We start from the raw sequence: 26,727 nt of genomic DNA on the forward strand, positions 1-26,727 counted from the left end.
TGGGGTTAGTGGGTTGAGGGGGTTACGAAGGGGGGTTTCTGGAGGCGCAGGGGGGCTTGGCGGCCTCGGATGTCGACCTGCACCTCGTCGCCGTCGGCCAGGTTGGCGTCCGTGTCCAGCAGGGCCAGGGCGATGCCCTGCTTGCGGGTCGGGCTGAAGGTGCCGCTGGTCACCGTGCCGACCTGCTTGTCGCCCACGTGCAGGGTCATGCCGGGGCGCGGGATGGCGCGGTCGACGGCCACCAGGCCGCGGAGCGTACGTCGGGGGCCGGCGGCCTTCTCGGCGAGCAGCGCGTCGCGACCCCAGAAGGCCGGCTTGTCCCACCCGACCGCCCAGCCCGAGCGAGCCTGCACCGGGGTGATGTCCAGCGAGAGGTCCTGCCCGTGCAGCGGGTAGCCCATCTCGGTGCGCAGCGTGTCCCGGGCGGCCAGCCCGCAGGCGCGCAGCTCGAACGCCTTGCCGGCGGCGAACAGCGCGTCCCACACGGTCACCGCGTGCTCCGCCGGCACGACCAGCTCGTAGCCCAGCTCGCCGGTGTAGCCGGTACGGCAGACGGTCAGTTCCACCTCGGCGAGGCTGTCGGTGAAGCTGGCGGCGTCGAAGCTCATGTAGCCGTGCTCGGTGGGCAGGTCGAGAGCGGCGAGCAGTTCGCCCGAGCGGGGGCCCTGCACGGCCAGCACCGCGTACGCCTCGTGCTCGTCGGTGATGGTGATCCGCTCCGGGGCGGCGGCGCGCAGTCGGCGCACCACCTCGGCGGTGTTCGCGGCGTTCGGGATGAGGAAGACGTGGTCCTCGGCGTACAGGTAGGCGATGATGTCGTCCACCACGCCGCCGGTGGCGTCGTCGCAGCACAGCGTGTACTGCGCTCGGCCGGGCCCGATGCGGCGCAGGTCGTTGCTGAGGCAGGAGTTGACGAAGTCGGCCGCGCCGGGGCCGGCCACCCGAACCTTGCCCAGGTGCGACACGTCGAAGACCCCCACCGCCGTACGCACCGCGGCGTGCTCCTTGAGCACCCCGCCGCCGGCGTACTCCAGCGGCATCTCCCAGCCCCCGAAGGGGGCGAACTTGGCGCCGGCGGCGGTGTGCCGCTCGTGCAGCGGGGAACGACGCAGCCGGGTCGCGGCGGCGTCGGAGGTCACGTCGGTCATGGGTGGCAACTTACCGGGGGTAACGCCGCTGGTTAGCATCGGCGGGACCCCGTTGGTGTGATCGACGGGACAGCCCTGACGTCCGGCGGGTAGGTTCCGCCGGAGACCTTCACCGCTGGTACGCGACGCCGCGACCGGCCCGGCCCGCCCGGAGTAGCTTCAGTGACATCACCCCGCACCACCAACCTGAGCCTGGTCGACACCGACCCGGCCGAGCTCGCCGTCGACGCGATCGTGATCGGCGTGCACAGCCAGACCGGAGAGCAGGGCGCCACCAGCGGCCTCGCCGGCAACCTGCTGCTCGCCAGCGGCGCGGAGAGCATCGCCGTCGCCTTCGACGGCAAGCTGACCGAGACCCTCGCGCTGCTCGGCGCGACCGGTGGGGCGGGTGAGGTCATCAAGCTGGCCACGCTGGGCACCGTCACCGCCCCGCTGGTCGTCGCGGTCGGGCTCGGCCCGGAGCCGACGGGCGCCGCCCCGGCGCCGGAGACGCTGCGCCGCGCCGCCGGCGCGGCGGTCCGGGCCCTGGCGGGTGCGCCGAAGGTGGCGCTGAGCATGCCGCTGCCCGACGACGCGGACGCGCCGGCCGCGCTGCGCGCGGTCGCCGAGGGCGCGCTGCTCGGCGGGTACCGGTTCGCCGGCTACAAGACCCGTCCGCAGCCGACCCGGCGGGAGCCGGTGGCCGAGGTGCTGATCGCCGTTCCGGACGCCGCTGAGCCGGCCGCCCAGGCGGAGATCACCCGGGCGCAGGCAGTCGCCGGCGCGGTCCGGCTCAGCCGGGACTGGGTGAACACCGCCCCGAACGAGCTGCGGCCCCCGTCGTTCGCCGACGCCGTGGCCGCCGCCGCCCGCGACGCGGGCCTCGGCGTCGAGGTGCTGGACGAGGCGGCGCTGGCCGCGGGCGGGTACGGCGGCATCATCGCGGTCGGGCAGGGCTCGGAGGCCCCGCCGCGACTGGTGAAGCTCACCTACACGCCGCAGGACGGCGGCAACGGCAAGCGGGTCGCGCTGGTCGGCAAGGGCATCACCTTCGACACCGGTGGCATCTCGATCAAGCCGGCGCAGGGCATGTGGGAGATGAAGTCCGACATGGCGGGCGCCGCCGCGGTGGGCGCGGCCATGCTGGCGATCGCGGCGCTGAAGCCGGCGGTGGCGGTCAGCGCGTACCTGCCGATGGCCGAGAACATGCCGTCGGGCACCAGCTACCGGCCGGGCGACGTAATCAGCATGTTCAGCGGCAAGAAGGTGGAGGTGCTCAACACCGACGCCGAGGGCCGCATGGTCCTGGCCGACGCCATCGCCCGCGCGTGCGCCGACGGCACCGACTACCTGTTCGAGACCTCCACCCTGACCGGCGGTCAGGTGATCGCGCTGGGCAAGCGGGTGGCCGGCGTGATGGGCACCCCCGAGCTGTGCGAGCGGGTCCGGACGGTCGGCGACGCGGTCGGCGAGCCGGCCTGGCCGATGCCGCTGCCGGACGACGTGCGCAAGGGCATGGACTCCGACGTGGCGGACATCTCGCAGGTCAACGCCGGGATGGACCGGGCCGGGCACATGCTGCAGGGCGGCGTGTTCCTGCGCGAGTTCGTGGCCGACGACGTGGCGTGGGCGCACATCGACATCGCCGGGCCGGGCTACCACTCGGGCGAGCCGACCGGCTACTGGACCAAGGGCGGCACCGGCGTGCCGGTCCGCACGCTCGTCCAGCTGGTCGAGGACGTCGCCGCCAACGGCTGACGGACGTAATGCCGAGGGGCCCCTTGCGGGGCCCCTCGGCATTTCAGTACTGGTCGGGTCGGCGCTTGCGGCGCTCGTTGAAGTCGCGCATCCGCTGCGGGTAGCCCATCAGCCGGACGTCGTACACCGGGATGCCCATCCGGTACGCGAAGCGCCGCGCGCCGTCCGGGCCGTCGATGCGGCGGCGCGTCCACTCCCCGTCGTCGGCGATCAGGATGACTGTGGTCTGGGTGACCGTCGTCCGGGGCTCGATGAACGCCTCGACGCCGCGCCGGCTGCGGATGAAGTTCGCGAGATGGTCCAGATCGCCGGGATCGGCCGCGCGGTCGTGGCTCAGCACACGCGCCTGCTTCCGGCGCCGGAACAACCCCACCGAACCGCTCCCCCACGTCATGTCATCGACAATGGTGCCAAGGGTACGTGTCGATGACGTGTCGTTGGGCACCTCACTACGCACCCTGTGCCCGGTGGTGACAAGATGACCGAGGTGGGGTGTGTCCGTGTTACCCCTCCGTGACCCCCGATGCAGTGACGCGACCTGGGAGTTGGACGTGAGCGAGCCGAACGAAGCGACCTTCGACATCGTCATCCTCGGAGGTGGCAGCGGCGGCTACGCGGCGGCGCTGCGCGCCGCCCAGCTGGACCTGTCCGTCGCGCTGATCGAGAAGGGCAAGCTCGGCGGGACCTGCCTGCACAACGGCTGCATCCCGACCAAGGCGCTGCTGCACGCGGCGGAGATCGCCGACCAGACCCGCGAGTCGGAGCAGTTCGGTGTGAAGGCCGAGCTGGTCGGCGTCGACATGGCCGGCGTCAACTCGTACAAGGACGGCGTGATCTCCCGGCTGTACAAGGGTCTGCAGGGCCTGGTGGGCGGTTCGAAGAACATCACCTTCGTGGCCGGCGCCGGCAAGCTGGTCGGCAAGAACGTGGTCGAGGTGGACGGCAAGCGCTACACCGGCCGCAACATCGTCCTGGCCTCCGGCTCGTACGCCAAGAGCCTGCCCGGCCTGGAGGTCGACGGCGAGCGGATCATCACGAGCGACCACGCGCTGACCCTGGACCGGGTCCCCTCGTCGGTGATCGTCCTCGGCGGCGGTGTGATCGGCGTCGAGTTCGCCAGTGTGTGGAAGTCCTTCGGCGCGGACGTGACGATCGTCGAGGCGCTGCCTCGGCTGGTGGCCGCCGAGGACGAGGAGTCGTCCAAGGCTTTGGAGCGGGCGTTCCGCAAGCGGAAGATCAACTTCAAGGTCGGCAAGCCGTTCGAGAAGGTCGAGAAGACCGAGAACGGCGTCAAGCTGACCATCTCCGGCGGCGAGACCGTTGAGGCGGAGCTGCTGCTGGTCGCCGTCGGTCGCGGCCCGAACACCGCCAACCTCGGGTACGAGGAGCAGGGCGTCACGATGGACCGCGGCTACGTGCTGACCGACGAGCGGCTGCGCACCAGCGTCCCGAACGTCTACGCCGTCGGCGACATCGTGCCGGGCCTCCAGCTCGCGCACCGGGGCTTCCAGCAGGGCATCTTCGTCGCCGAGGAGATCGCCGGGCAGACCCCGGCCGTCATCGACGAGGTCGGCATCCCGCGGGTCACCTACTGCGACCCGGAGCTGGCGTCGGTGGGCCTGACCGAGGCGAAGGCCAAGGAGCAGTACGGGGCCGACAAGGTCCAGGCGTACAACTACTCGCTCGGCGGCAACGGCAAGAGCCAGATCCTCAAGACCACCGGCTTCGTGAAGCTGGTCCGGGTCGAGGACGGCCCGGTCGTCGGCGTCCACATGGTCGGCGCGCGGGTGGGTGAGCTGATCGGTGAGGCGCAGCTCATCTACAACTGGGAGGCCTACCCGGCCGAGGTCGCCCAGCTCGTGCACGCCCACCCGACCCAGAACGAGGCCCTGGGCGAGGCGCACCTGGCCCTCGCCGGCAAGCCGCTGCACTCGCACGCCTGATCACTTAAACCGCGGCGTCCGGCGACGGGCGAAGATCCCCCAGGGGAATGAAGGAGTCTGGAGAACATGCCGGTATCGGTCACCATGCCCCGGCTCGGCGAGAGCGTCACCGAGGGCACCGTCACGCGCTGGCTCAAGCAGGAGGGCGACACGGTCGAGGTCGACGAGCCCCTGCTCGAGGTCTCGACCGACAAGGTCGACACCGAGATCCCGTCGCCCGCGGCGGGCGTGCTGAGCCGGATCGTGGTCGGCGAGGACGAGACCGCCGAGGTCGGTAGCGAGCTGGCCGTCATCGCCGGTGAGGGCGAGTCGACCGGTGGCGGCGAGGCCGCCGGTCAGGAGCAGGCCCCGGCCGAGTCGGCGGAGCCGGCCGCCGAGCCGACGGCCGCCGCCGAGGGCACCGCCGACGAGGTGGCGCAGGACCAGACCCCGGCCGAGACGCCGGCTCCGGCCGCGTCGTCGGGCGAGGGCACCGCGGTGAAGATGCCGGCCCTGGGTGAGAGCGTCACCGAGGGTACGGTCACCCGCTGGCTCAAGCAGGTCGGCGACACCATCGAGGTCGACGAGCCGCTGCTGGAGGTCTCCACCGACAAGGTGGACACGGAGATCCCGTCGCCGGTCGCCGGCACGGTGCTGGAGATCAAGGTCGCCGAGGACGAGACCGCCGACGTCGGCGCCGACCTGGCGATCATCGGCGTCGCCGGTGGGGCCCCCGCTCAGGCCAAGCCCGAGCCGAAGCCCGAGCCGAAGCCCGAGCCGAAGGCGGAGGCCGAGCCGAAGGCCGAGCCGAAGCCGGAGCCGAAGGTCGAGGAGCCCACCCCGGGCATGTCGTACAACGAGCCGGCCGCCGAGGCGGAGACCTCGGCGCAGCCGGCGCAGGCCGAGCAGGCGGCTCAGCCGTCCGGGCCGACCGCCGCGCCGCAGCGCCCGTCCGCCCCGGCGCCGGGTGGCGGCGAGGAGGCCGCCGGGTACGTCACCCCGCTGGTCCGCAAGCTGGCCAGCGAGCACGGCGTCGACCTGGGCTCGCTCAACGGCACCGGCGTGGGCGGCCGGATCCGCAAGCAGGACGTCCTCGACGCGGCCGAGAAGGCGAAGGCCGCCAAGGCCGCGCCGGCTCCGGCCGCACAGCCGGCCGCCACCGCGCCGGCCGCGACCAAGCCGGCCGCGAAGCCGCAGCCGAGCGGCAAGCGGGGCACCACGGAGAAGCTCCCCCGGATCCGCAAGGCCATCGCCAAGCGGTTGCACGAGTCGCTGCACGAGATGGCGCAGCTCACCACTGTGGTCGAGGTGGACGTCACCCGGGTCGCCAAGCTGCGGGCACAGGCGAAGGACTCCTTCGTGCAGCGGCACGGCGTGAAGCTGTCCTTCCTGCCGTTCTTCGCCCTCGCCGCCGTCGAGGCGCTCCAGACGTACCCGATCGTCAACGCCCGGATGGACCTTGAGGCTGGCACGATCACCTACCCGGAGGCGGAGCACCTCGGCATCGCGGTGGACACCGAGCGGGGCCTGCTGACGCCGGTCATCCACAACGCCGGCGACCTCAACCTGGGCGGCATCGCCAAGCGTGTCGCGGACCTGGCCGAGCGGACCCGGACCAACAAGGTCAGCCCGGACGAGCTGGCCGGGGCGACCTTCACGCTGACCAACACGGGCAGCCGGGGCGCGCTCTTCGACACCCCGATCGTGCCGTCGCCGCAGTCGGCGATGCTCGGCACGGGTGCCGTGGTCAAGCGGCCGGTCGTGGTCAACGACCCGGAGCTGGGCGAGGTCGTCGCGGTCCGGTCGATGGTCTACCTGGCCATGTCCTACGACCACCGGCTGATCGACGGCGCCGACGCGGCGCGCTTCCTGACCGCGGTCAAGGAGCGGCTGGAGGCCGGCAACTTCGAGTCGGAGCTGGGCCTGGCCTGATCCCCCGCCAACGCCGAAAGGGCGCCCCGGTCGTCGACCGGGGCGCCCTTTCGTCTCCGCCGCTCAACCCTTGAGCAGCGCGGTCGAGACCTGCCAGAGCCGCTCGGCGGCCTCCGGGTCCAGCGCGTACTCCGCGACGCCCGTGCGTCCGCCGGGCCGGGCGGGGGCGGCCTGCTGACAGTCCTCGAAGTAGCGCCCACCCACGCCGTCGAGCAGTGGCGACGCGGCGACCAGCACCGACGTGGCGGCACCCTGTTCGACGGTCTTCCACGCCGCCGCGTTGCCCGCGCGCAACCGATTCAGCTCCTCCTCGCTGACGTAGCGCTGGAGGTTGGTGCGGATCGCGCCGGGCATCAGCGAGTTGGTGAAGATGCCGTCGTCGGCCCAGCGGCGGGTCGCCTCCACGGCGAAGAGCACGTTCGCCGTCTTCGACTGCCCGTACGCCTGCCACGGCTCGTACTCGCGGCGGTCGTACTGGATGTCGTCGAAGACCACCGGCGAGCGCAGGTGGGCGGCGGAGCTGACCGAGACGATCCGGGCCCCGTCGGCGGCGGCGAGCGCCGGGCGCAGCCCGGTGGCGAGCGCGAAGTGCCCGAGGTGGTTGGTGGCGAACTGCATCTCCCAGCCCTGCGGGGTGCGGCTCAGGGGCGCGGCCATGATGCCGGCGTTGTTGACCAGGATGTGCAGCGGGCCGTCCCAGTTGGCCACGAAGTCGGCGATCGAATCCTGGTCGGCGAGGTCGAGCGGGGCGATCTGGACGCGGTCGTTGCCGGTGGCGCCGGTGATGTCGTCGGCGGCCTTCTGGCCGGCGTCGGGGTTGCGGACGGCCAGGGTGACCTCCGCGCCGGCGCTGGCCAGGGCACGGGCGGTCTCCACGCCGATGCCGGACGATCCGCCGGTGACGACCGCCCGCCGGCCGACGAGGTCCACGCCCCGGATCACGTCCATGGCCGTGGAGTCATGGGCGAACGACGTGGTGATCGGGTTGCTCGTCGTCATGATCCATCCTTGTCCCGGGTGGGGCGGGCCGGTCGGCCCGCCGGTAACCAGCCCCCGCCCGGTGCGGGCGGACGCGCTGCGCAACCGCGAACGGCTGCCTCAGGCCGCGGTCCAGGCGTCTTCCCGTCCCGGACCGGAGGTAACCGGCTGCTCGACCTGCTGATGGACGGTCTGCGGTCCCGCGACGCGGGCTGACCCGTTCCGTCCTCCGAGCAGGCCAGACGCTGCCAGAGTGGGACCGTGGGCGGCTACCGGCGGGGTGGACAACTAGGACCAGCCGTCCCGATCGCCCCCGGCGCCCGGGTGGACAAGTTCGAGGTCTTCTTCGACCTGGTCTTCGTCTTCTCGTTCTTCATCATCACCCGGGCCACCGCCGCGAACGTCTCCGGCCGGCAGCTGCTGCACGCCAGCCTGGTGCTCGCCGTGCTCTGGTGGTGCTGGGTGGTGCACAGCCTGGTCGCCACCCGCGTCCGCCTCGGCGAGGGCTACGTCCCGGTGCTGATGGTCATCGCGATGGCGGCCCTGTTCTCGTTCGCGCTCGCGCTGCCGCAGGCGTTCAGCGACCCGAAGGCGGGCGCCGCCGGCCCGATGCTGGTGGCCATCAGCTACGTCGTGGTCCGCGGCATCCACTGGATCCTGTATCAGCACGTGGTGCGCGACACCCCGCAGGAGCGCCGGCAGCTTCGCCGGTTCGCGCCGGAGTTGGCGGCGAGCATCGTCCTGCTGCTGGCCGCCGCGCTCCTCCCGCCCCTGATCGGCGACCCCAGCCGGGCCGCGCTGGTCCGCGACGGCCTGTGGATCACCGTGGTGGTGGTCCAGTTCGCCACCGGCTTCATTGTCGGCACCTGGGGCTGGGGGGTGACCAGCGCCGAACACTGGACCGAACGCTACGACCTCATCCTGATCATCGCGCTGGGCGAGTCGGTGATCTCCGTGGGCGTGGGCGGCAACCTGCTCGGCCAACCGGTCACCTGGCCTGCGGTGGCGGCCGCCGCGCTCGGCATCGTGCTCACCGCCGCGCTGTGGTGGGCGCACTTCGACTTCGTCGGGCCGGCCGCCCGGATCGCCCTGCACGCGGCGGAGGGCGGCCCGCGCGTGGCGATGGCCCGCGACGCGTACGCGTACCTGTACCTACCGATGATCGCCGCCGTGATCCTCTTCTCCATCGGCAGCGAGGAGATCCTGCACCAGGTCACCGACCCGGCCGGCGGGCCCGCTCAACGGATCGAGGGACCCGCCGTACCCATGCTCTTCGGTGGGTTGATCTTCTATTTCGCCGTCAACATGCTGTTCCAGCTCCGCACCCTGCACACCGCCACGTGGACCCGCGTCGGCGTGATCGTGGTGCTGACGGTCGCCCTGCCGGTCGGCCAGCACCTGCCGGCCCTGGGCGCGCTCGCTCTCGCCACCGTGATCTGCGTCGGACTGGTGGCCGTGGAGGTGCTGGTGATGTCGGGCTCCCGGCACGCGCTGCGGGCCGCCGTGTTCGAGGAACGGACGACGCACGAGGCCAACGAGGCCGCCTGGCGGGCCCGCTGGCACGACCCCCCGGAGCCCGACGAGCCAGGCACACCGGAACGCTAGACTGCGGTCAGCGTCGCGGTGCACCCGGCACGAAGGCCGCCGTGGGCATGGAGGCGCGGGGACAGCATGGGACGAACGTGCACCCGACCAGTTCACCCGCCGACCGGCTCGCCGCCGTCGGAAATCAGATGATCGAGATCCACCTCTGGCTCGGCGTGGAGCTGGCCCGCCTGCGGGCCGACCTCGGCGACTCCCCCACCGGCGACGCCCGCCCGTCGCGGGACCTGCGGGCCCACTGTCTGACCTTCTGCGCCGCGCTCGGCCGCCACCACACCGGTGAGGACGCCGGGGCGTTCCGGGTCCTGGCCGACGAGGTTCCCGAGCTGCGCCCGGTCCTGGCCAACCTGATCGCCGACCACGAGGTGGTGGCGGGGATCCTCGGGCGGATCGAGCAGGTGCTCAGCGACGACCGGCCGCTGCCGACCGCCCAGGTACGCGCCGAGCTGGACGGGCTGGCCGCGCTGCTGGAGTCGCACTTCCGGTACGAGGAGAAACGGCTCGTCACCGCGCTCAACGCGCTCACCGGCCGGCCCGGGACGACCGAGGACCTCCTCGGCCTGACCCCGCCGGCCGCACGACGGCCTGGTCCTCGCCGGATGCGCCCGGGCCGGGCAGGCGCTCGTAGAAGCGGATCTTTTCCCGGAGGTGGTCGTACTGGCGCTGGAGCAGGCGCATCTGCTCCTCGACCTGCGCCGCGTGTCGTTGCAGCAGCTCGCGCCGCTCGTCGACGGTGTGCTCACCCTCGCGGGCCAGGGCCGCGTACCGGCACATCTGGGCTATCGGCATCCCGGTGTCGCGCAGGCAGCGGAACAGCACCAGCCAGCTCAGGTCGTCGTCGGTGAAGACGCGCCGGCCGCCCGCCGTCCGACCCACGTCGGCCAGCAGGCCGATCTTCTCGTAGTACCGCAGCGTGTCCAGGCTGAAGCCGCTGCGCCGGGCGGCCTCCGCGGGGGCGTAACCGGTCATGTCTCGGCATGGTAGCCACCCCTTGACCTGGAGCGCACTCCAGGTTGGAGGCTGGTCCGCATGACGACGACACGAACGCTGGGACGCAGCGGCATCGAGGTGAGCGCGATCGGGATGGGGTGCTGGGCGATCGGCGGCCCGCTCTGGGGTGACGACGGCCAGCCGTTCGGTTGGGGAGAGGTGGACGACGACGAGTCGATCCGTACCATCCACCGCGCTCTCGATCTCGGGGTGACCCTGTTCGACACGGCCAGCAACTACGGCGCCGGGCACAGCGAGCGCGTCCTCGGTCGGGCCCTGGCGGGTCGCCGGGCCGAGGCGGTGATCGCCACCAAGTTCGGCAACGTCAGCGACGAGGCCACCCGGCGGGCGCTCGGCACCGACGCCAGCCCGGCGTTCGCCGTGCGCAGCCTGGAGGACTCGCTGCGGCGGCTCGGCACCGACCATGTGGACCTCTACCAACTGCACATCAACGAGCTGCCGGTGCCCGCCGCGCTCGACCTGGTCGGCACCCTGGAGGACCTGGTCGACCAGGGCAAGATCCGGGCGTACGGCTGGAGCACCGACAACCCGGCCTCGGCGGAGGCGTTCGCGGCGGCCGGGGCGCGCTGCGTCGCCATTCAGCACGACGAGTCGGTGCTGAGCGACAACGCGGCGGTCCTCGCCGTCTGTGACCGCCACGACCTGGCCAGCCTCAACCGGGGGCCGCTGGCGATGGGCCTGCTCACGGGGTCGACCCGGGCGCTCGGCGCGGACGACGTGCGCGGTCGCGCGCCCGAGTGGTTGCAGTGGTTCACCGACGGCCGGCCCACGCCCCGGTGGGCGGCACGGGTCGAGCAGGTCCGCGCGGCGCTCACCGCGGACGGGCGGACCCTCGCGCAGGGCGCGCTCGGCTGGCTGCTGGCCCGCAGCCCGCGCACGGTGCCGATCCCCGGCCTCCGCACGGTGGCCCAGGCCGACGAAAACCTGGCAACCCTGACCCTGGGCCCGCTCCCCCCGGAGGCGTACGCCGAGGTGGAAGGCCTCCTCAAAGACCTCCGCCACGGCTGACCCGCTCCCCCAAGATCGTCGATCTTGCACTTTCTGTGGCGACGAATCGGGCCTCGCTCGACATAACGACGACACCAAGTGCAAGATCGGCGAGGAGTGGGGCCAGGGCGCATCCGGGGGTGGCGTTTTCGACGAAGATAAGGGCATGCGGATCCTTCTGGCCGGCGCGTCCGGCTTTCTCGGCACCCGGCTGGGCGACCGGCTCGCCGCCGACGGACACGAGGTCACCCGGCTGGTGCGCCGACCGGCGCGCGACCCGCGGGAGCGGCAGTGGGACCCGGCGGCCGGCCATCTCGACCCGGCTGCGGTCGCCGGTGCGGACGCCGTCATCAACCTGGCCGGCGCGGGCGTCGGCGACAAGCGCTGGAACGACGACTACCGGCGGCTCATCCGCACCAGCCGGGTGGACAGCAGCACCACGCTCGCGACGACGATCGCCGGGCTGCCGGCCGCCGACCGTCCCCGAGCTCTACTCAACTCGTCGGCCGTCGGCTGGTACGGCAACACGGGCGACCGGGTCGTCGAGGAGGACGCGCCCGCCGGCGAGGGTTTCCTGGCCGACGTCTGCCGGGTGTGGGAGGCCGCGACCCGTCCGGCCGAGGACGCCGGCGTACGCGTGGTGCGACTGCGCACCGGCCTGCCCCTGCACCGCGACGGCGGGCTGCTCAAGCCGCAGTTGCTGCCGTTCAAGCTGGGCATCGCCGGGCGACTGGGCAGTGGCCGGCAGTGGCTGCCGTGGATCTCGATGGCCGACTGGCTGGACGCGACACTCTTCCTGCTGGCCCACGACGAGATCGCCGGCCCGGTCAACGTGGTGGGGCCGCATCCGGTGACCAACGCCGAGTTCACCCGGGAGCTGGCCCGGCAGCTGCACCGGCCGGCGATCATCCCGATCCCCGCCCTGGCCCTGAAGGTGGCGCTCGGCGGCTTCGCCCACGAGGCCCTGACCAGCACGAGAGTCCACCCCGCCGTCCTGACCAAGGCCGCTTACCCGTACCACCACCCCACCCTCCCGCAAGCCCTCCAGGCGGCCCTCACCCCCTGACCCCTCCCTGACCCCTCCCGCGTGATCAAGAGGTTTGCGTCATCCGGGGGCCGGATTCTGACGCAAACCTCTTGATCACCGGGGCGGCGGGGGCGGGGCGGGCGGGGGGTGGGGTTGGTCAGCAGCCGATTACCCAGTAGTTGGGGGCGGTCTGCTTGAGGGTGCTCGTGTAGAAGGTGTTGTAGAGGCCCATGCGCTGGTTGGAGCCGTTCGCGTAGGCGTAGCCGCCGGACTGGTAGGCCCGGCCGGCCGTGACGTGCGCGTAGTTGCTCGCCGTCACGCAGGTCGCCGGCGTGGTCGGGGTCGGCGTCGGCGTCGGGCTGGCCGTGGGGGTCGGCGTGGTGGTGGCCGTGGGGGTCGGGGTGGGGGTGCTGCCGCCGCCGTTCAGGCCGAAGAAGAGCGCGTCGCGGTACGTCGAGCAGATGGTGTCCAGGAAGTACGCGCCAGCGGTGCCGCACTGGTCCGCGGCGGAGCCCGGGTCGACCGGGGTGCCGTGGCCCATGCCGGAGACCCGGTAGAGGCGTACCTCGTCGTTGCCGTACACCTCCAGGCTGGTGTTGCCGGGCAGCGACGACGTGCTGGCCGGCGTCTGCGAGATCCCCCGCACGTTGGTCCACTGGTCGCGGGACTCGGTGCCGTTGAGCGGGGTGACAGTGGTGTCCGACGTGCCGTGCCAGATGGCCACCCGGGGGCGCGGGCCGGTGTAGCCGGAGTAGGCGCCACGGACCAGGTCGCCCCAGGCGGCCGGGGTCTTGTCCGTGCCCGGGTTCATGCAGCTGAACGCGTTGACCATGCTCGTGGCGCAGCGGTACGGGATGCCGGCGATGATCGATCCGGCGGCGAACACGTCCGGGTAGGTCGCCAGCATGACGGCGCTCATCGCCCCGCCCGCCGAGAGGCCGCTGACGAAGACGCGGGAACCGTCGACCGCGAAGTTCGCCTTGGCGTGGTCGACCATCTGCTTGATCGACAGCGCCTCGCCCTGACCCCGGGTCGTGTCGCCGCTCTCGAAGAAGTTGAAGCAGGAGTTGGCGTTGTTGCCCGACGGCTGCTGGGCGACGATCAGCGTGAACTTCCACTGGTCGGCGTACTTCTGCCAGCCGGAGCCGGCGAAGTAGCCGGAGGCGTTCTGGGTGCACCCGTGCAGCAGCACCACGGCCGGGGAGTTGGCCGGCAGGTTGTCCGGCCGGTAGGCGTACATGGCGAGGTTGCCCGGGTTGGAGCCGAAGCCGGTGACCTGGGTGAGGGTGGCGGCCTGGGCGGGCGTGGCGAGGGTGATCGCGCCCGCTGCGGCGAGGACGAGCCCGGCGACCGCACCGAGCAGCCGGTTGAGGGTGGACGAGGAGCGGCGCACGGCGGCCTCCTGAGAGGGGCAGACTGTGAACTGGGTCACGGTCGAGTTGCCGAGACGTTACGACGATGTGTCGGAGCTATGACATGGGGCCCACTCACACATTCACGGCAGCCGTTGTGTACGACGAACCACGGCCACCGCGAGGGCAGCGGAGCCGACAACAACCGCCGGTCTGACCGGCTCGTCCAGGTCCGGTTGGTAACGTCCGCTGCGTGCCGTCCTCCCCGTCGCTGGCCACCGGGCCCGCACCCGCGTCGCCGCCGCGCGCCCTCCGGGACCGCCGGGCCGACCTGATCGTCGTGCTGCTGGCGCTCGCGCTCGCCGTCTGGGTGACCAGCGGCCTGTGGCGGGACCCGAACGTGCGCGCGATCACCGTCAACTCCAGCGACCAGGCGCTGTTCGAGTGGCTGCTGGCCTTCGGCGGGCATGCGGTCACCCACGGGGAGAACCCCTTCTTCACGTACCTGATCAACGTCCCGGACGGCGTGAACCTCGCGGTCAACACCTCGATCACGGTGTACGCGGTGGTCTTCGCCCCGCTCACGTACCTCATCGGGCCACCGGCGACGTTCCTGGTGATCCTCACGCTGAACCTGCTCGCCACCGCGCTGGCCTGGTACTGGCTGCTCTCGCGCCACGTGGTGCGCAGCCGCCTCGCCGCCGGTGTCGGCGGCCTGTTCATCGCCTACTCCCCCGGCATGGTCTCGCACGCCAACGCCCACCTGAACTGGACCGCCGGCTGGCTGGTGCCGCTGCTGATCTGGCGATTGTTCGCGCTGCGCCGCCCCGGGCACTGGCTGCGCGACGGGGTGATCCTCGGCGTCGTGGTCGCGGTGGCCTTCTCGATCGCCGCCGAGGGCCTGTTCTTCGCCGCCCTCGCGCTCGGCGTGTTCGTCGCCGTCTGGGCGCTGCACCCGGCCCACCGCGCCGAGGCCCGAGCCGCCCTGCCCACCTTCGTCCGCGGGCTCGGCGTGACCGCGGTGGTCGCCGGGGTGCTGTTGTCGTACCCGCTGTGGCTGCACTTCGCCGGGCCGCAGCGGTTCCACGGCACCGGCTTCGACCCGGTGATCCACTCCGAGGACATCGCCGCCTTCGCCGCCTTCCCGCGCCGCTCACTGGCCGGGGAGGTCGGGCTGGGCACCTCGCTGGCGCCGAACCCCACCGAGGAGAACTCGTTCTTCGGGATCCCGCTGCTCGTGCTCACCGTGGTCTGCTTCGTCGCGCTCTGGCGACGCGCCGACCCCGGCCGTCGGGCCGTCCTCTGGGCGCTGGGCGTCGTCGCGGTGATCTTCACGGTGCTGTCCTTCGGGCCGGTGGCGAAGATCGACGGACGCCGTACCGACCTGCCGATGCCGTTCGACGTGCTCGGGCAGCTGCCGGTGGTGAATGCCGCGCTGCCCGCCCGGCTGGCCCTGGTGGTGGCACCGGTGATCGGGGTTCTGCTGGCGTACACCCTCGACCAGCTGCGGGCCGCGCCGCCCCGGCACCGTTCGACGGAGCTGGCCTGGGCGCTGGGGTTCGCGGTGGCCCTGCTGCCGCTGCTGCCCACCCCGCTGTTGACCCGGGAGCGGGAGCCCATCCCGCACTTCATCACGTCCGGCGCCTGGCGGCAGTACGTCTCCGACGGCAACACCTTGACTCCGGTGCCGCTGGCCGTCGACGTCTACCCGGACGGCCAGCGCTGGCAGGCGTACGCGCTGTCGCACCGGCAGGGCGAGTTCGCGATCCCCGGCGGCTTCTTCCTCGGCCCCGGCGGTCCGGACGGGCGGGGCCGGATCGGGCCGGTGCCGCGCACGCTGAGCGCGCTCATGGACGAGGCCGGCCGCACCGGGCTGATGCCGATCATCACCGACGGCACGAAACGGGAGGTCAGCTCCGACCTGCGGCACTGGCGGATCGAGACGGTGGTCCTCGCCGACGAGGTGCACGGCGCGAAGTTCGGAGTCGACGAGGCGGCGGTCCGGCGTACCGCCACCGCCCTGTTCGGCGAGCCGCAGCGGGTCGACGACGTGTGGCTCTGGCGCATCCCACCGGCTGACCAATAGGAACGGCACGACGGACGGGGCTTCGTCATCGGTCTTCGTGGCTTCTAATGGGGCGATGAGAACGACGGGCAGACGACTGCGGCGCGGGGTCACGGTCGGTGTCGCGCTCGCGCTGGTGGCGCTCAGCGTGCCAGCAGCCACGGCCACCGGCAGCACAGCCACCGGCAGCACGGTGCCGGCGAAGGTGCACCAGCCGTGGCTGTGGCAGGCCACCGTCGAGCAGCGCCCGGCCGGGCCGGCCGCGTTGGTCTTCTTCACCAGCCGCACCCGATTCCTGGAGTCGACCGGCGTGCTGGTCGGCCGGGACGGCGGTTACCGGTTGATCCCCCTGCACGTCGGCGAGGACCACGGGCTGCTCTCCCCGGACGGGCGGCACTACCTGCGGCCGTCCGGCGAGTTGTTGGACCTCACCACTGGGCAGCAGCACCGCCCGATCCACACCGGGATGCAACCGTTGGCCTGGTCGCCGGACGGGCATCGGGTCCTGAGCACCCGCAGCAACGACGACGCGGTGATCAGCTACGGGCCGGACAACCAGCAGCTCAACGACCCGGAGAAGCCCGACGACCTACTCGTCCTCGACCCGTACCGCGGCACCGAGCGGGTGGTCGCGGCCGGCACCTTCGCCGCGCACACCGCGGCGGCCTGGTCACCGGGCGGCGATCTGGTGGCGGTGGCCGGCCCGGCCGACGTGCCCGCGTCGATCGCCGAACGACAACGGCTGGTGGTCGTCGACCCGACCAACGGCAGCGTTCGCTGGCAGGTCGAGCTGGGCGATCGGCGGATGCTGGCCGGTCCGGCCGCCTGGCACCCGGACGGCCGGCGGATCGCGCTGCTCGCCTTCGACGGCTGCGCCGGCCTCCGCTGCACCTCCGAACAGGTGGCGGCACGTACCTGGCGGATCGAGTTCCTGGACGCCGCCACCGGCCACGCCGTCGGCCAACCGCTGCCGGTCGCCGCGTCGACCACGGAGATCGTCGGCTGGCGCGGGGTCGACCCGGTGGTGAAGCAGTCAGTCGTGGCGGACGGCGACGACCGGCGGGCCGTTCTCGCCGCGGTGTCGCCCGGCGGCGGCCGGGACGTGCTGGTCACCGCACCGCCCGGGTCGACCGATCTGGCGGTGCCGGGCGAACTGCTGGCTCGGGCCGCGTTCGGCGGCCCGGAGCCCCGGCCGTCGCCGTTCGCCGCCCCGCTCTGGCTCTACCTCGCGCTGGCCGTGCCGACGCTGGCCGCCATCGCCCTCCTCGTCCGCCGCCTGCGCCGTGGACGCCCGGCCGACCCCGTGCCGAGCACCTGAGCCGGGGGCACCGCTGGGCGGCCGGTGAGGCGGCTCACCAGGGATGATCGCCGAGAACGGGACTAGGCTGGACGCCGTGACGACGACGACCTCCGGCCTGACGGCCGTCCGCGCCGGCCTGCTCGACTACCAGGCCGCCTGGGACGAGCAGCGGCGCCTGCACGAGTCGGTGGTGGCGGGCGAGCGCGGCGACACCGTGCTGCTGCTGGAGCACCCGAGCGTCTACACCGCGGGCAAGCGCACCGAGCCCTGGGACCGCCCCATGGACGGCACCCCGGTCGTCGACGTGGACCGGGGCGGCAAGATCACCTGGCACGGCCCGGGGCAGCTCGTCGGCTACCCGATCCTGCGGCTGCCCGACCCGGTGGACGTGGTCGCCTACGTCCGCCGCACCGAGGAGCTGCTCATCGACGTGTGCGCCGAGTTCGGCCTGGCCGCCGGTCGGGTCGAGGGGCGCAGCGGAGTCTGGGTGCCCGAGGACGACCGGGGGCCGGCCCGCAAGGTGGCCGCCATCGGCATCCGGGTGGCCCGGGGCGTCACCCTGCACGGCTTCTCGATCAACTGCGACTGCGACCTGACGTACTTCGACCGGATCGTCCCGTGCGGCATCCGCGACGCCGGCGTCACCTCGCTCACCGCCGAACTGGGCCGCCCGATCAGCGTCGCCGACGTGCTCCCGGTGGTCGAACGCCGACTCGCCACCCTCGTCGAGGTCTGAACTTTCGGCCGGCGGGCCGACCGTCGACCAGAAATTCCGCACCGAGTGTCCCGTGGAGGGTCCGGCCGATCGTCCCTATGGTGGGGTCGGCGACCAGCGCCGACTCGACACCTGAGGCCGGCGTCCACCGCCCGGCCCGGACGCGAGGAGCGGACATGCCCACCTACATCGCGCTGACCTACACCGCGGACGTCGACTGGAGCAGCCCCGAGCAGGCCGCCGAGATGGCCGAGTACCGGGAGTTCGGCGAGGCCGCGCGCGCGGTGATCCGCGGCGGCAGCGCGCTCTACCCGACGGCCACCGCGACCACCGTGCGGGTCCCCGGCGGCAAGGGCGGCGACGTGCTCACCACCGATGGCCCGTACGCCGAGACCAAGGAAGCCCTGACCGGCTTCTACCTGCTCGAATGCGCGGACCTGGACGAGGCCGTGGCGACGGTCGCGAAGATGCCCGCGGCCTGGAACGGCGCGGTCGAGGTACGCCCCGTCATCCCGCTGTGACCCTGACCGGCGAGGCGGCGACAGCCGGTGACGCGGCCGCGCGAGTGATCCGGGCCGAGCGTTCCCGGATCCTCGCCACGCTGATCCGCGTCACCGGCAGCGTCGACCTCGCCGAGGACGCCACGCAGGACGCGATCGTCCGCGCCCTGCGGGTGTGGGCGCGAGACGGTGTACCGGACAACCCACGCGGCTGGCTGTTGGTCGTGGCACGGCGGCGGGCGGTCGACGTGATTCGCCGGGAGGCCCGCCGCGCCGGGAAGGAGGCCGAGGCCGTGGCGCTGCTCGATCCCGCACCGGACTCGCCCGAGGTCGTCCGGGACGACCTGCTCCGGCTGATCTTCACCTGCTGCCATCCGGCGCTGTCCCTGGACGCGCAGGTGGCCCTGGCGCTGCGCACCCTCGGCGGGCTGGCCACCGCCGAGGTGGCCCGCGCCCTGGTGGTGCCCGAGGCAACCATGGCCAAGCGGCTCACCCGGGCAAAACAGAAGATCACCCGGGCGGGCATCCCCTACCGCGTCCCGACGGCCGAGGAACTGCCGGGCCGGCTTGCCGGCGTCGCCGCCACCGTCTACCTGATCTTCAACGAGGGTTACACGGCCGGTGCCGGCGACGACCTGATCCGGGTCGGGCTGGCGAACGAGGGTCTCCGGTTGGCGCGGCTGCTGGTCGAGCTGATGCCGGACGAGCCGACCGTGCTCGGCCTGCTGGCCCTGCTCCTGTTGCAGGACTCCCGGCGGCTGGCCCGGGTCGACGACGGCGGCCGGCCGCTGCTCCTGGCCGAGCAGGACCGCGCGCACTGGGACCGGGCCGCGATCACCACCGGCGTCGCGCTGGTCGGTCAGGCGCTGCGCCGCACCCCGGACAATCCCGACCGGTACGTCGTCCAGGCCGCCATCGCCGCCTGCCACGCCCTCGCCCCGTCCTACGACCAGACGCCCTGGGACGCGGTGATCTCCTGGTACGACGTCCTGCTCACCGTGCACGACACACCTGTGGTACGGCTGAACCGGGCGGCCGCCGTCGGCGAGCGGGACGGCCCCGCCGCCGGGCTGGCTCTGGTGGAAGCGATCGTCGGGCTGGACGGCTACCCGTGGTTCCACGCCACCCGCGGCGAGTTGCTGCACCGCCTCGGCCGGGCCGACGAGGCCGCCACGGCGTACCGGGCGGCGCTCGCACTGGACCTCAACGGCCCGCAGTCGGCCCGGCTCCGCGACCGGCTCGCCGAGTGTTGACAGGTCCGTGGCGCACGGGCCGGCAGCACCAGACCCTGCGCGTGTGACGCCAATTTTCGGCTTGCCGGTGTCAGGCGTCACAACGTTCGGGGCGTGACGCCGGTCGCCTGACGCACATAGACGCCCGCCATCCGGCGTAGGCTCGTTTTCGTGACGATCGAGCACTCCGCGCCGACGACCGGCCAGGCAGCGCGTACCGCAACGGCCGCCCCCGAGGGGCGTCGCCTGCTGCGGATCGAGGCGCGCAACGCCGAGACGCCGATCGAGCGCAAACCGCCATGGATCAAGGTCAAGGCCAAGATGGGCCCGGAGTACACCCAGCTGCGCGGGCTCGTCTCGCGCGAGGGGCTGCACACCGTCTGCCAGGAGGCCGGCTGCCCCAACATCTACGAGTGTTGGGAAGACCGGGAGGCCACCTTCCTCATCGGCGGCGACCAGTGCACGCGGCGCTGCGACTTCTGCCAGATCGACACCGGCAAGCCGGCCGAGTTCGACGCCGACGAGCCGCGCCGGGTCGCCGAGTCGGTCGTCTCGATGGGCCTGCGGTACGCCACCATCACCGGCGTCGCCCGCGACGACCTGCCCGACGGCGGCGCCTGGCTGTACGCCGAGACCGTCCGGCAGATCCACGCCCTGCAGCCCGGCTGCGGCGTCGAGCTGCTCATCCCCGACTTCAACGCCGTGCCCGAGCAGTTGGCCGAGGTCTTCGGCTCCCGGCCCGAGGTGCTGGCCCACAACGTGGAGACCGTGCCGCGCATCTTCAAGCGCATCCGGCCGGCGTTCCGCTACGACCGCTCGCTGGACGTGATCCGGCAGGCCCGCGCCGACGGCCTGGTCACCAAGAGCAACCTCATCCTGGGCATGGGCGAGGAGCGGGCCGAGATCTCCCAGGCGCTGCGCGACCTGCACGAGGCGGGCTGCGAGCTGATCACCATCACGCAGTACCTGCGCCCCTCCCCCCGGCACCACCCGGTGACCCGCTGGGTCAAGCCGGAGGAGTTCGTGGAGCTGCGCGAGGAGGCCGAGGAGATCGGCTTCGCCGGGGTGATGAGCGGGCCGCTGGTGCGCTCGTCGTACCGGGCCGGCCGGCTCTACAAGCAGGCGCTCGACGCCCGCGCCGCCACCCCGGTCGCCACCGCCGGCTGACCCGCCGACAGCGCCGCACGGGCCGTGCGGCGTCCGGGTGTCATGATCGTGCGATGACCGCCGGGGTACGCGAACAGCCGCGCGGCGCGGGTCGACCGCGTCCACGGCCCGGTTCGCGCCTCGGCCTGGTCGGCTGGCTCACTGCCCTGACAGTGCTCGCCGGGGTCGGCTACCGGCTCTGGCTGCTGGGCCACGCCACTCCCCCGACGAACAGCGACGAGGCCACCATGGGGCTGGCCGCGCTGCACATCGCCCGGGGCGAGGGTTTCCCGGTCTGGTTCTACGGTCAGCAGTACATGGGCACGCTGGAGGCGTACCTGGCCGCGCCGGTTTTCGCCCTGGCCGGCCCGTCCCTGTTCGGCCTGCGGCTGCCCACCCTGCTGCTGTACGCGCTGTTCCTGCTGCTGACCTGGCGGCTGACGCTGCGGCTGACCGGGGACCGCTGGTTCGCCCTGCTGGCGGTGGCGCTGCTGGCACTCGGCGCCGACCGGGTGGTCAAGAACCAGTTGATCGCCGGCGGCGGCTACCCCGAGATGAACGCGGCCGGGGTGGCGCTCGCCCTGCTCGCCGTCGACCTGGCCGCCGGCCGGCCGGGGTGGCGACTCGCCCGCTGGGCGGTCTGGGGGTTCCTGGCCGGGCTGATGCTCTGGGTCGACCCGCTGGTGCTGCCGTACGTCGTGGCGACCGGGGCGGTTCTGGTCGGGTTCCGCCACCGGGAGCTGCGCGGGCGGGCCGGAGCGCTGCTCGGGGCGGCGGCCGTGCTGGGGGCTGCCCCGCTGCTGGGGCACAGCCTGCTGACCGGCCGCAACCCGCTGCACGCGGTGCTCGCCGCCGGCGGGGCGGACGCCACCGCGAGCTGGGCGGACCGGCTGCACGGCGGGCTGCTGCTCGGGCCGCCGCTCGGCATGGGGTTCTGCGGCCCCGGATCCTGCGCCAGCTGGCAACTGTGGTGGGCGTACGCGCTGCCGGTGCTGCTGGTCGTCGCCGCCGGCACGGCCTGGCGGACGCTGCACCGCCCACCCGGCTCGGGCGGTGGGGACGGCTCACCTGGTACGGACGGCTCACCCGGCGCGGACGGTTCGGCGCCCCGGGTCGCGGCGGCCATGCGGCTGGCTCTCGTGCTGGCCGCGGTGGCCACCCTCGGCGCGTACACCCTGAGCAGTTCCTCCGGCCTCACCCCGGCGGAGAGTGCGCGCTACCTGTCCACCCTGCTCATCTCCGTGCCGGCGCTGCTCTGGCCGGTCTGGACGCTGGCCCGGCCTGGCCCCGGGTGGACGGCGGCCCGGCCGGCGGCGCTGGTCGTCCTCGTTGCCACGCTGCTCACCGCCGCCTACGCCACCGGTCAGGCGGCGCTGACGGCCCCGGCGACCCGGGCCGCCGAGGCCCGGCACGCCGAGCTGGTGGCCACGCTGCGCCACCTTGGCGTACGACACGTCCGCGCCGGCTACTGGACCTGCAACCGCCTCACCTTCGCGAGCGCCGAGGACGTCGTCTGCGCGGTCGTCGACGACACCCTGCGCCCCGGCTTCGACCGCTACCCCGCGTACCGCCGGGAGGTGGAGCGCGCGGCGGCGCCGGCCTGGGTCGCGCCGACCGGCTCGCCGCTGGCGGCCCGGCTCGACGAGCGGCTCGGCACCGACCCGGGCGACCTCGACCTGGTCACCCTCGACGGCTGGCGGATCTACCTGCCGCGCGGCTGAGGAGACCGCGGCGCCCTCAGCGGGGCGCGGCGGGCTCGGCGAGCAGGCCGAGACGGCGGGCCAGCGCGGCGGCCTCCCCGCGGTTGGTCACGTCGAGCTTGGCGATGATCCGGGAGACGTGCACGCTTGCCGTCTTCGGGGAGATGAACAACCGCTCGGCGATCCGGCTGTTGCTGTGCCCCTCGGCGACCAGCCGCAGCACCTCCCGTTCCCGGGACGTCAGCAGATCGGCCCCGGCCCCGCCGTTGCCCGTCCCCCGCAGGCCGACCCGCCGCGCCAGGGTGGCGGCCGTCTCGGCCAGCGGCGTCGCGCCCAGCCGCCGGGCGGTCTGGGCCGCCTCGGTGACCGCCGCCGACACCTCGTCGCGCTCGCCCGCGGCGGCGGCGGCCTCGGCCAGCGCCAGCAACGCCCGGCCGAGCGGGTACGGCTGCCCGTCGGTGCGCCACGCCTGCACCGCCGCCCGCCACGCCGGCAACGCCTCGTCGTCGGCCGCCAGCAGGGCGCTGACCTGGGCAGCGTGCGCCCGCGCGGCCGGGTGTCGCGCCGGCAGGTCGGCCGCGAGCGCGCCGACGGCGGCGGCCAGCTCCCCGTCACCCACCCGGGCGGCGGTACGCGCGGCGGCGCTCAGCACCGGCCAACCCTCGCGGGGCAGCTGCGGCAGGCTGTCGTCGGCCACCGCGACCCGGGCCGCGCGGACCGCCTCGACCTTGTCGTCGGCGGCCAGCGCCGCCTCGATGCCCAGCTCGTGCAGGGGCAGTCGGTGGTTCGGCCACAGGTAGGGGCGGCCGAGGAAGGCCAACGCCCGGTCGACCATCTCGTCGGCCCCCGGGTGCGCCCGCGCCAGCCGCAGACCGGCCCCCAACTGCAACCAGTGCAGCCCGGTGACGCCGGACAGGTCGATCCGGGCGGCCTCCGCGCAGACCGTCTCGGCCTCGTCCCACCGACCCAGCGCGATGAGCGCCTCGGCCCGGTTGGACAGCAGGTACGCCCCGGTCGAGCGGCTGATCCCCACCCGCCGCGCCTCGGCCAGGCCGGCGTCGGCCGCCTGCGCGGACTCGGCGTAGCGGCCCAGCTCGCAGAGCACGTCCGACTGGAACACCTTGACCAGCACGAGAGCCGCCGTGTCCCCGGCCGCCTGGGCCACGGCCTCGGCGCTGCCCAGCTCGGCCAACCGGTTGTCCAGCTGCTGGTGGCAGAGCAGGGCGATCCGGGTCGGCAGCAGGGCCAGCTCCTCGCCGAGCGCCTCGGCGTCCGTGCTCGCCTCGGCGGCGACCCGGGCCGCCTGCTCAGGATCGATCTTGACCAGGTGGGCGGCGACGTCGGCGAGCAGCCGGACGCGCTCCACCCCGAAGGGCCCGCTGGCCGCCAGGCGGTACGCCTCATCCAACTCCCGCCTGCCGTCGCTCTTGCCGAGCAGGGCCATCAGCCGGCCCCGCTGGTCCAGCAGGCGGGCGGCGCGCAGCGGCGCGGCGTCGGCGTCCACCTCGGCCAGGCCGGCGCGGGTCAACGTGATGGCCCGACTGAAGTCGCCGGCCGTCACCGCCGCGTCCAGGGTCTGCTCCAGCAACGCCAGGTGGTCCATGCCGAGCAGGTCGGCCGCGTCGGGCACCAGCTCCCACAGCTCCAACGCCCGCTCCAACAGTCGACGCTGCTCGGCGTAGGCGTACCGGTCGGCGGCGGCGCAGGCCGCGACCCGCGCGGCGACCAGGGCACGGGGATGGTCGTGCGCCGCGTACCAGTGGTGGGCGATCTCGGCCGGAGCGCGGCCGGCGACGACCAGGTGCGGCTGGGCCTCGATCGCGGCGGCGAACCGCGCGTGCAGCCGGGCGTGCTCACCGGGCAGCAACTCGTCGTGCACGGCCTCACGCACCAGGGCGTGCCGGAACTCGTAGTCGCCGTCCGGGTCGGCCACCACCAGTTGGGCCGCGACGGCGGCGCGCAACGCGTCCTCCAGCTCGGCCTCGGGCAGGCCGGCGACCTCGGCGAGCAGACCGTGGGCGAAGCGGGTGCCGCCGGCAGCGGCGATCCGCAGCACCCGCTGAGCCGGCTCGGGCAACCGGTCCACCCGGGCCAGCAGCAGGTCGCGCAGCGTCTCGGGCAGCGCCGCGCAGCCGAGCGGGGAGCCGGCGACGGCCAGCTCCTCGATGAAGAAGGGGTTGCCCTGCGTACGGTCGTGGATGTCGTCGACGGCACGGGGCGACGGCTCGCCGCCGAGCAGGTCGGCGAGAATCGCGCCGGTGCCGTCGCGGTCCAGCCGACCCAGCTCGACCCGCTCGACACCCCGCGCCCGGTCCAGCTCGGCGAGGAACGGGCGCAGCGGATGCCCACGCTGCAACTCGTCCGTGCGGTAGGTGCAGACCAGCAGCAGCCGGCCCGGCCGCGCGGCCCGGACCAGGAAGCCGATCAGGTCCCGGGTGGAACGGTCCGCCCAGTGCAGGTCCTCGATGATCAGCAGCAATGGCCGGGCGTCGGCGAGCCGCTGGAACAGCTCGGCGACCAGGTCGAACAGGTATCCACGGGGGGCGTCGGTCAGTGGTCGCGCGCTCGGCGCGGTCGACCCCGCCGGCACCCGGCCCAACTCCGGCAGCAGGCGGGCGAACTCCGCCTCGTAGCCGGCGAAGACCTCCGCGCCGTCGGCGCGCAACACCGCGCGCAGCGCCGCGGCGAACGGGGCGAACGGCAGGCCCGCCTCACCCAACTCCAGGCACTGACCGACCAGCACCCGGGCGCCCGCGGCGGTGGCCCCGGCCGCGAACTCCTCCAGCAGCCGGGTCTTGCCCACGCCCGCCTCGCCACCGACCAGCACGGTGGCCGGATCGCCCTTCCCGGCCCGGCCCAGCGCGTCCCGCAGCGTCGCGATCTCACGCTGGCGGCCGACGAGGACGGAACTGGCGGCACGTACGGTCACGGGACCGAGCATGCCATGACCGGATGGAACACCGGCCCCGCCGATCGGCCGGCGCCGCGGCGACAGGGCGGCTGCCCCGGACCCGGGCCCGCCGGCCGACGGCCCGGACCCGGGCGCCGGTCCGTCGTGCCGGTCGGCCGGTGGGACGGGCCCGGGCCCGCTGGGCGTGGTGGGTACGGCGGTCGTGGTCACCGGCGGTCGTCACCCGCGCGGCGGGCCGGCTGGCGGCGGCCCAGCCAGGTACGACCCGAGCGGCGCGGCACCGACCGCGCCAGTCGTTGCGCCGCAGCCTCGGCCCGCAGCTCAGCGGCGTGGGTACGGTGCACAGAGAGCAGGAAATCTACGTCGTTGCCGAACATGTCGGGCTCCTTCGTCGCCTCGTCGTCATCTGCTGACGACTCTTCGCGCGAAGGCCCCGGCTCGGCATGGGCACACCGCCTCATCTTGCCCGGCCGTACCCTCCTTACCCGCCCGGTCGGAGCGCCTGAGGCGACGTAAGGTACTCAGCCGGCCGGCACCCGGACGCGGATCAACGCGGCCGGCGGGGACCACTAGACTCAGCGGCATGGCAAAGCCCCAGGAGAAGGTCTCGTTCGGCCAGCGGCTGAAGCAGATCGGGATGGTGTTCCAGTTCACCGCCAAGCAGGACCGGTGGTTCGCGCCGCTGGTCGCCGCAGCGGTGCTCATCCCGCTCGCGCTCACCGTGGTCGCGGTGATCCTCTGGAGCTGGATCTGGCTGCCGCTGGGCATCCTGTTCGCCCTGCTCGCGGTGCTGATCGTGCTGAACCTGCGGTCCAACAAGGCGATGATGAACGCCGCCGAGGGGCAGCCCGGCGCGGCGGCGCAGATCATGGACAACATGCGCGGCGACTGGCGGGTCACCCCTGCCGTCAGCTCGACCACCCAGATGGACATGGTCCACCTGGTGATCGGCCGGCCGGGCGTGATCCTGCTGGCCGAGGGCAACCCGCAACGGGTGCGCGGCCTGCTCGGGCAGGAGAAGCGACGGCTCGCCAAGGTCATCGGCTCCGCCCCGCTGCACGACTACGTGATCGGTCAGCAGGAGGGCGAGCTGCCGATCCGCAAGCTGCGCACGACGCTGCTGCGGCTGCCCCGCGCGCTCAGCGGCAAGGACGTCAACGCCCTGGACAAGCGACTCAAGGCGCTCACCGCCCGTCCGCAGATGCCCAAGGGCGCGATCCCGAAGAACATGCGGCCGCCAGGCGCCTCCCGCCAGTCGCGGGGTCGCTGACCCCAGGTGTACGCGTCAAGGAGCCGGACCCGCACGGGTCCGGCTCCTTCGCGTACCCCCTCATGACCCGGCTCCCGGCTCCCGGCCATGATCGTGCTCGATCCTGGATGTAGTGGCCTCGTGCGCGGCGGATGCCACTGCATCCAGGATCGAGTGCGATCTTGCGGGTCGTGCGAGGGCGGACCGGCCCTG

General features: G+C 73.3%; 21 protein-coding genes and 1 pseudogene. 15 read left to right on the forward strand and 7 right to left on the reverse strand.

Annotated elements, in window-relative coordinates; all coding sequences use genetic code 11:
- Positions 1–5: 5 nt before the first annotated feature.
- Entirely contained in the window at positions 6–1,148 is a 1,143-nt protein-coding gene (gene gcvT, locus ACFYPH_RS08255) for a glycine cleavage system aminomethyltransferase GcvT (protein WP_354859746.1), read from the reverse strand.
- 162 nt (positions 1,149–1,310) lie between these two features.
- On the opposite strand from gcvT, the gene ACFYPH_RS08260 reads away from it, so the two are divergent.
- On the forward strand, positions 1,311–2,885 hold the full coding sequence (locus ACFYPH_RS08260) for a leucyl aminopeptidase (RefSeq protein ID WP_355068906.1): 1,575 nt from the start codon (positions 1,311–1,313) through the stop codon (positions 2,883–2,885).
- A 43-nt stretch (positions 2,886–2,928) separates the two neighbouring features.
- Here the strand turns inward: ACFYPH_RS08260 and ACFYPH_RS08265 are convergent, their stop codons facing one another.
- Positions 2,929–3,258, reverse strand: coding sequence for a hypothetical protein (locus ACFYPH_RS08265; RefSeq protein ID WP_354859740.1), 330 nt, complete (start codon positions 3,256–3,258; stop codon positions 2,929–2,931).
- A 178-nt stretch (positions 3,259–3,436) separates the two neighbouring features.
- Here ACFYPH_RS08265 and lpdA point away from each other — a divergent pair, with 178 nt between their 5' ends.
- Positions 3,437–4,828: a dihydrolipoyl dehydrogenase gene (gene lpdA / locus ACFYPH_RS08270; protein WP_387180132.1), complete on the forward strand. Its 1,392-nt coding sequence runs from the start codon at positions 3,437–3,439 to the stop codon at positions 4,826–4,828.
- Between the two features lie 66 nt (positions 4,829–4,894).
- Positions 4,895–6,739, forward strand: coding sequence for a 2-oxoglutarate dehydrogenase, E2 component, dihydrolipoamide succinyltransferase (sucB, locus tag ACFYPH_RS08275; RefSeq protein WP_387180135.1), 1,845 nt, complete (start codon positions 4,895–4,897; stop codon positions 6,737–6,739).
- Positions 6,740–6,802: 63 nt separating this feature from the next.
- Here the strand turns inward: sucB and ACFYPH_RS08280 are convergent, their stop codons facing one another.
- Entirely contained in the window at positions 6,803–7,738 is a 936-nt protein-coding gene (locus tag ACFYPH_RS08280; RefSeq protein WP_387180138.1) for an SDR family NAD(P)-dependent oxidoreductase, read from the reverse strand.
- A gap of 240 nt (positions 7,739–7,978) precedes the next feature.
- Here ACFYPH_RS08280 and ACFYPH_RS08285 point away from each other — a divergent pair, with 240 nt between their 5' ends.
- Positions 7,979–9,322 carry a low temperature requirement protein A gene (locus tag ACFYPH_RS08285; RefSeq protein ID WP_354859731.1) on the forward strand — a complete coding sequence of 448 codons (1,344 nt, stop codon included), beginning with the start codon at positions 7,979–7,981 and terminating at the stop codon, positions 9,320–9,322.
- Positions 9,323–9,450: 128 nt separating this feature from the next.
- Positions 9,451–9,771 (forward strand): annotated as a pseudogene (locus tag ACFYPH_RS08290) (hemerythrin domain-containing protein); the annotation flags it as partial.
- 70 nt (positions 9,772–9,841) lie between these two features.
- On the opposite strand, the gene ACFYPH_RS08295 reads toward ACFYPH_RS08290, so the two are convergent.
- A complete protein-coding gene (locus tag ACFYPH_RS08295) occupies positions 9,842–10,288 on the reverse strand; it encodes a MerR family transcriptional regulator (RefSeq protein WP_387180142.1) in 447 nt (148 codons plus the stop codon).
- Between the two features lie 60 nt (positions 10,289–10,348).
- On the opposite strand from ACFYPH_RS08295, the gene ACFYPH_RS08300 reads away from it, so the two are divergent.
- Entirely contained in the window at positions 10,349–11,338 is a 990-nt protein-coding gene (locus tag ACFYPH_RS08300) for an aldo/keto reductase (RefSeq protein WP_387180145.1), read from the forward strand.
- A gap of 145 nt (positions 11,339–11,483) precedes the next feature.
- The gene (locus tag ACFYPH_RS08305) at positions 11,484–12,383 is read left to right on the forward strand and encodes a TIGR01777 family oxidoreductase (RefSeq protein WP_387180148.1); all 900 of its coding nucleotides are present in this window, start codon (positions 11,484–11,486) and stop codon (positions 12,381–12,383) included.
- 118 nt (positions 12,384–12,501) lie between these two features.
- Here the strand turns inward: ACFYPH_RS08305 and ACFYPH_RS08310 are convergent, their stop codons facing one another.
- Positions 12,502–13,737, reverse strand: coding sequence for a PHB depolymerase family esterase (locus tag ACFYPH_RS08310; protein ID WP_387180151.1), 1,236 nt, complete (start codon positions 13,735–13,737; stop codon positions 12,502–12,504).
- A gap of 212 nt (positions 13,738–13,949) precedes the next feature.
- On the opposite strand from ACFYPH_RS08310, the gene ACFYPH_RS08315 reads away from it, so the two are divergent.
- The 7 genes from ACFYPH_RS08315 to ACFYPH_RS08345 all read left to right on the forward strand — a co-directional run bounded on the left by ACFYPH_RS08315 (position 13,950) and on the right by ACFYPH_RS08345 (position 22,375).
- Positions 13,950–15,782: a DUF2079 domain-containing protein gene (locus ACFYPH_RS08315; protein ID WP_387180154.1), complete on the forward strand. Its 1,833-nt coding sequence runs from the start codon at positions 13,950–13,952 to the stop codon at positions 15,780–15,782.
- 55 nt (positions 15,783–15,837) lie between these two features.
- Entirely contained in the window at positions 15,838–17,079 is a 1,242-nt protein-coding gene (locus tag ACFYPH_RS08320; protein ID WP_387180156.1) for a hypothetical protein, read from the forward strand.
- Positions 17,080–17,155: 76 nt separating this feature from the next.
- Positions 17,156–17,797, forward strand: a complete 642-nt coding sequence (gene lipB, locus ACFYPH_RS08325) for a lipoyl(octanoyl) transferase LipB (protein ID WP_363940594.1) — start codon at positions 17,156–17,158, stop codon at positions 17,795–17,797.
- 155 nt (positions 17,798–17,952) lie between these two features.
- Complete coding sequence (locus ACFYPH_RS08330) at positions 17,953–18,297, forward strand: YciI family protein (protein WP_355069027.1); 345 nt, start codon at positions 17,953–17,955, stop codon at positions 18,295–18,297.
- Between the two features lie 2 nt (positions 18,298–18,299).
- Positions 18,300–19,529 (forward strand): RNA polymerase sigma factor, encoded by a 1,230-nt coding sequence (locus ACFYPH_RS08335; RefSeq protein ID WP_387180553.1) that lies wholly within the window; start codon positions 18,300–18,302, stop codon positions 19,527–19,529.
- Positions 19,530–19,679: 150 nt separating this feature from the next.
- Positions 19,680–20,675: a lipoyl synthase gene (gene lipA, locus ACFYPH_RS08340; protein WP_354861387.1), complete on the forward strand. Its 996-nt coding sequence runs from the start codon at positions 19,680–19,682 to the stop codon at positions 20,673–20,675.
- 53 nt (positions 20,676–20,728) lie between these two features.
- Positions 20,729–22,375: a hypothetical protein gene (locus ACFYPH_RS08345; RefSeq protein WP_387180159.1), complete on the forward strand. Its 1,647-nt coding sequence runs from the start codon at positions 20,729–20,731 to the stop codon at positions 22,373–22,375.
- A gap of 16 nt (positions 22,376–22,391) precedes the next feature.
- Here the strand turns inward: ACFYPH_RS08345 and ACFYPH_RS08350 are convergent, their stop codons facing one another.
- Together ACFYPH_RS08350 and ACFYPH_RS08355 are read right to left on the reverse strand one after the other, a co-directional pair.
- Positions 22,392–25,283, reverse strand: coding sequence for an AAA family ATPase (locus ACFYPH_RS08350; RefSeq protein ID WP_387180162.1), 2,892 nt, complete (start codon positions 25,281–25,283; stop codon positions 22,392–22,394).
- 188 nt (positions 25,284–25,471) lie between these two features.
- Positions 25,472–25,642 carry a hypothetical protein gene (locus ACFYPH_RS08355; RefSeq protein ID WP_354861382.1) on the reverse strand — a complete coding sequence of 57 codons (171 nt, stop codon included), beginning with the start codon at positions 25,640–25,642 and terminating at the stop codon, positions 25,472–25,474.
- 206 nt (positions 25,643–25,848) lie between these two features.
- Here ACFYPH_RS08355 and ACFYPH_RS08360 point away from each other — a divergent pair, with 206 nt between their 5' ends.
- Complete coding sequence (locus ACFYPH_RS08360) at positions 25,849–26,535, forward strand: DUF4191 domain-containing protein (protein ID WP_354861380.1); 687 nt, start codon at positions 25,849–25,851, stop codon at positions 26,533–26,535.
- Positions 26,536–26,727: the final 192 nt, after the last annotated feature.

This window comes from Micromonospora sp. NPDC005252 (genome assembly GCF_042872475.1).
Taxonomy (GTDB): domain Bacteria; phylum Actinomycetota; class Actinomycetes; order Mycobacteriales; family Micromonosporaceae; genus Micromonospora.

What these genes read in the sequence shown, in the direction of transcription:
- gcvT (WP_354859746.1), bottom strand. Translation starts at nt 1,148, where the DNA reads ATGACCGACGTGACCTCCGACGCCGCCGCGACCCGGCTGCGTCGTTCC.
- sucB (WP_387180135.1), top strand. Translation starts at nt 4,895, where the DNA reads ATGCCGGTATCGGTCACCATGCCCCGGCTCGGCGAGAGCGTCACCGAG.
- ACFYPH_RS08280 (WP_387180138.1), bottom strand. Translation starts at nt 7,738, where the DNA reads ATGACGACGAGCAACCCGATCACCACGTCGTTCGCCCATGACTCCACG.
- ACFYPH_RS08295 (WP_387180142.1), bottom strand. Translation starts at nt 10,288, where the DNA reads ATGACCGGTTACGCCCCCGCGGAGGCCGCCCGGCGCAGCGGCTTCAGC.
- ACFYPH_RS08300 (WP_387180145.1), top strand. Translation starts at nt 10,349, where the DNA reads ATGACGACGACACGAACGCTGGGACGCAGCGGCATCGAGGTGAGCGCG.
- ACFYPH_RS08305 (WP_387180148.1), top strand. Translation starts at nt 11,484, where the DNA reads ATGCGGATCCTTCTGGCCGGCGCGTCCGGCTTTCTCGGCACCCGGCTG.
- ACFYPH_RS08320 (WP_387180156.1), top strand. Translation starts at nt 15,838, where the DNA reads ATGAGAACGACGGGCAGACGACTGCGGCGCGGGGTCACGGTCGGTGTC.
- ACFYPH_RS08330 (WP_355069027.1), top strand. Translation starts at nt 17,953, where the DNA reads ATGCCCACCTACATCGCGCTGACCTACACCGCGGACGTCGACTGGAGC.
- ACFYPH_RS08345 (WP_387180159.1), top strand. Translation starts at nt 20,729, where the DNA reads ATGACCGCCGGGGTACGCGAACAGCCGCGCGGCGCGGGTCGACCGCGT.
- ACFYPH_RS08355 (WP_354861382.1), bottom strand. Translation starts at nt 25,642, where the DNA reads ATGTTCGGCAACGACGTAGATTTCCTGCTCTCTGTGCACCGTACCCAC.
- ACFYPH_RS08360 (WP_354861380.1), top strand. Translation starts at nt 25,849, where the DNA reads ATGGCAAAGCCCCAGGAGAAGGTCTCGTTCGGCCAGCGGCTGAAGCAG.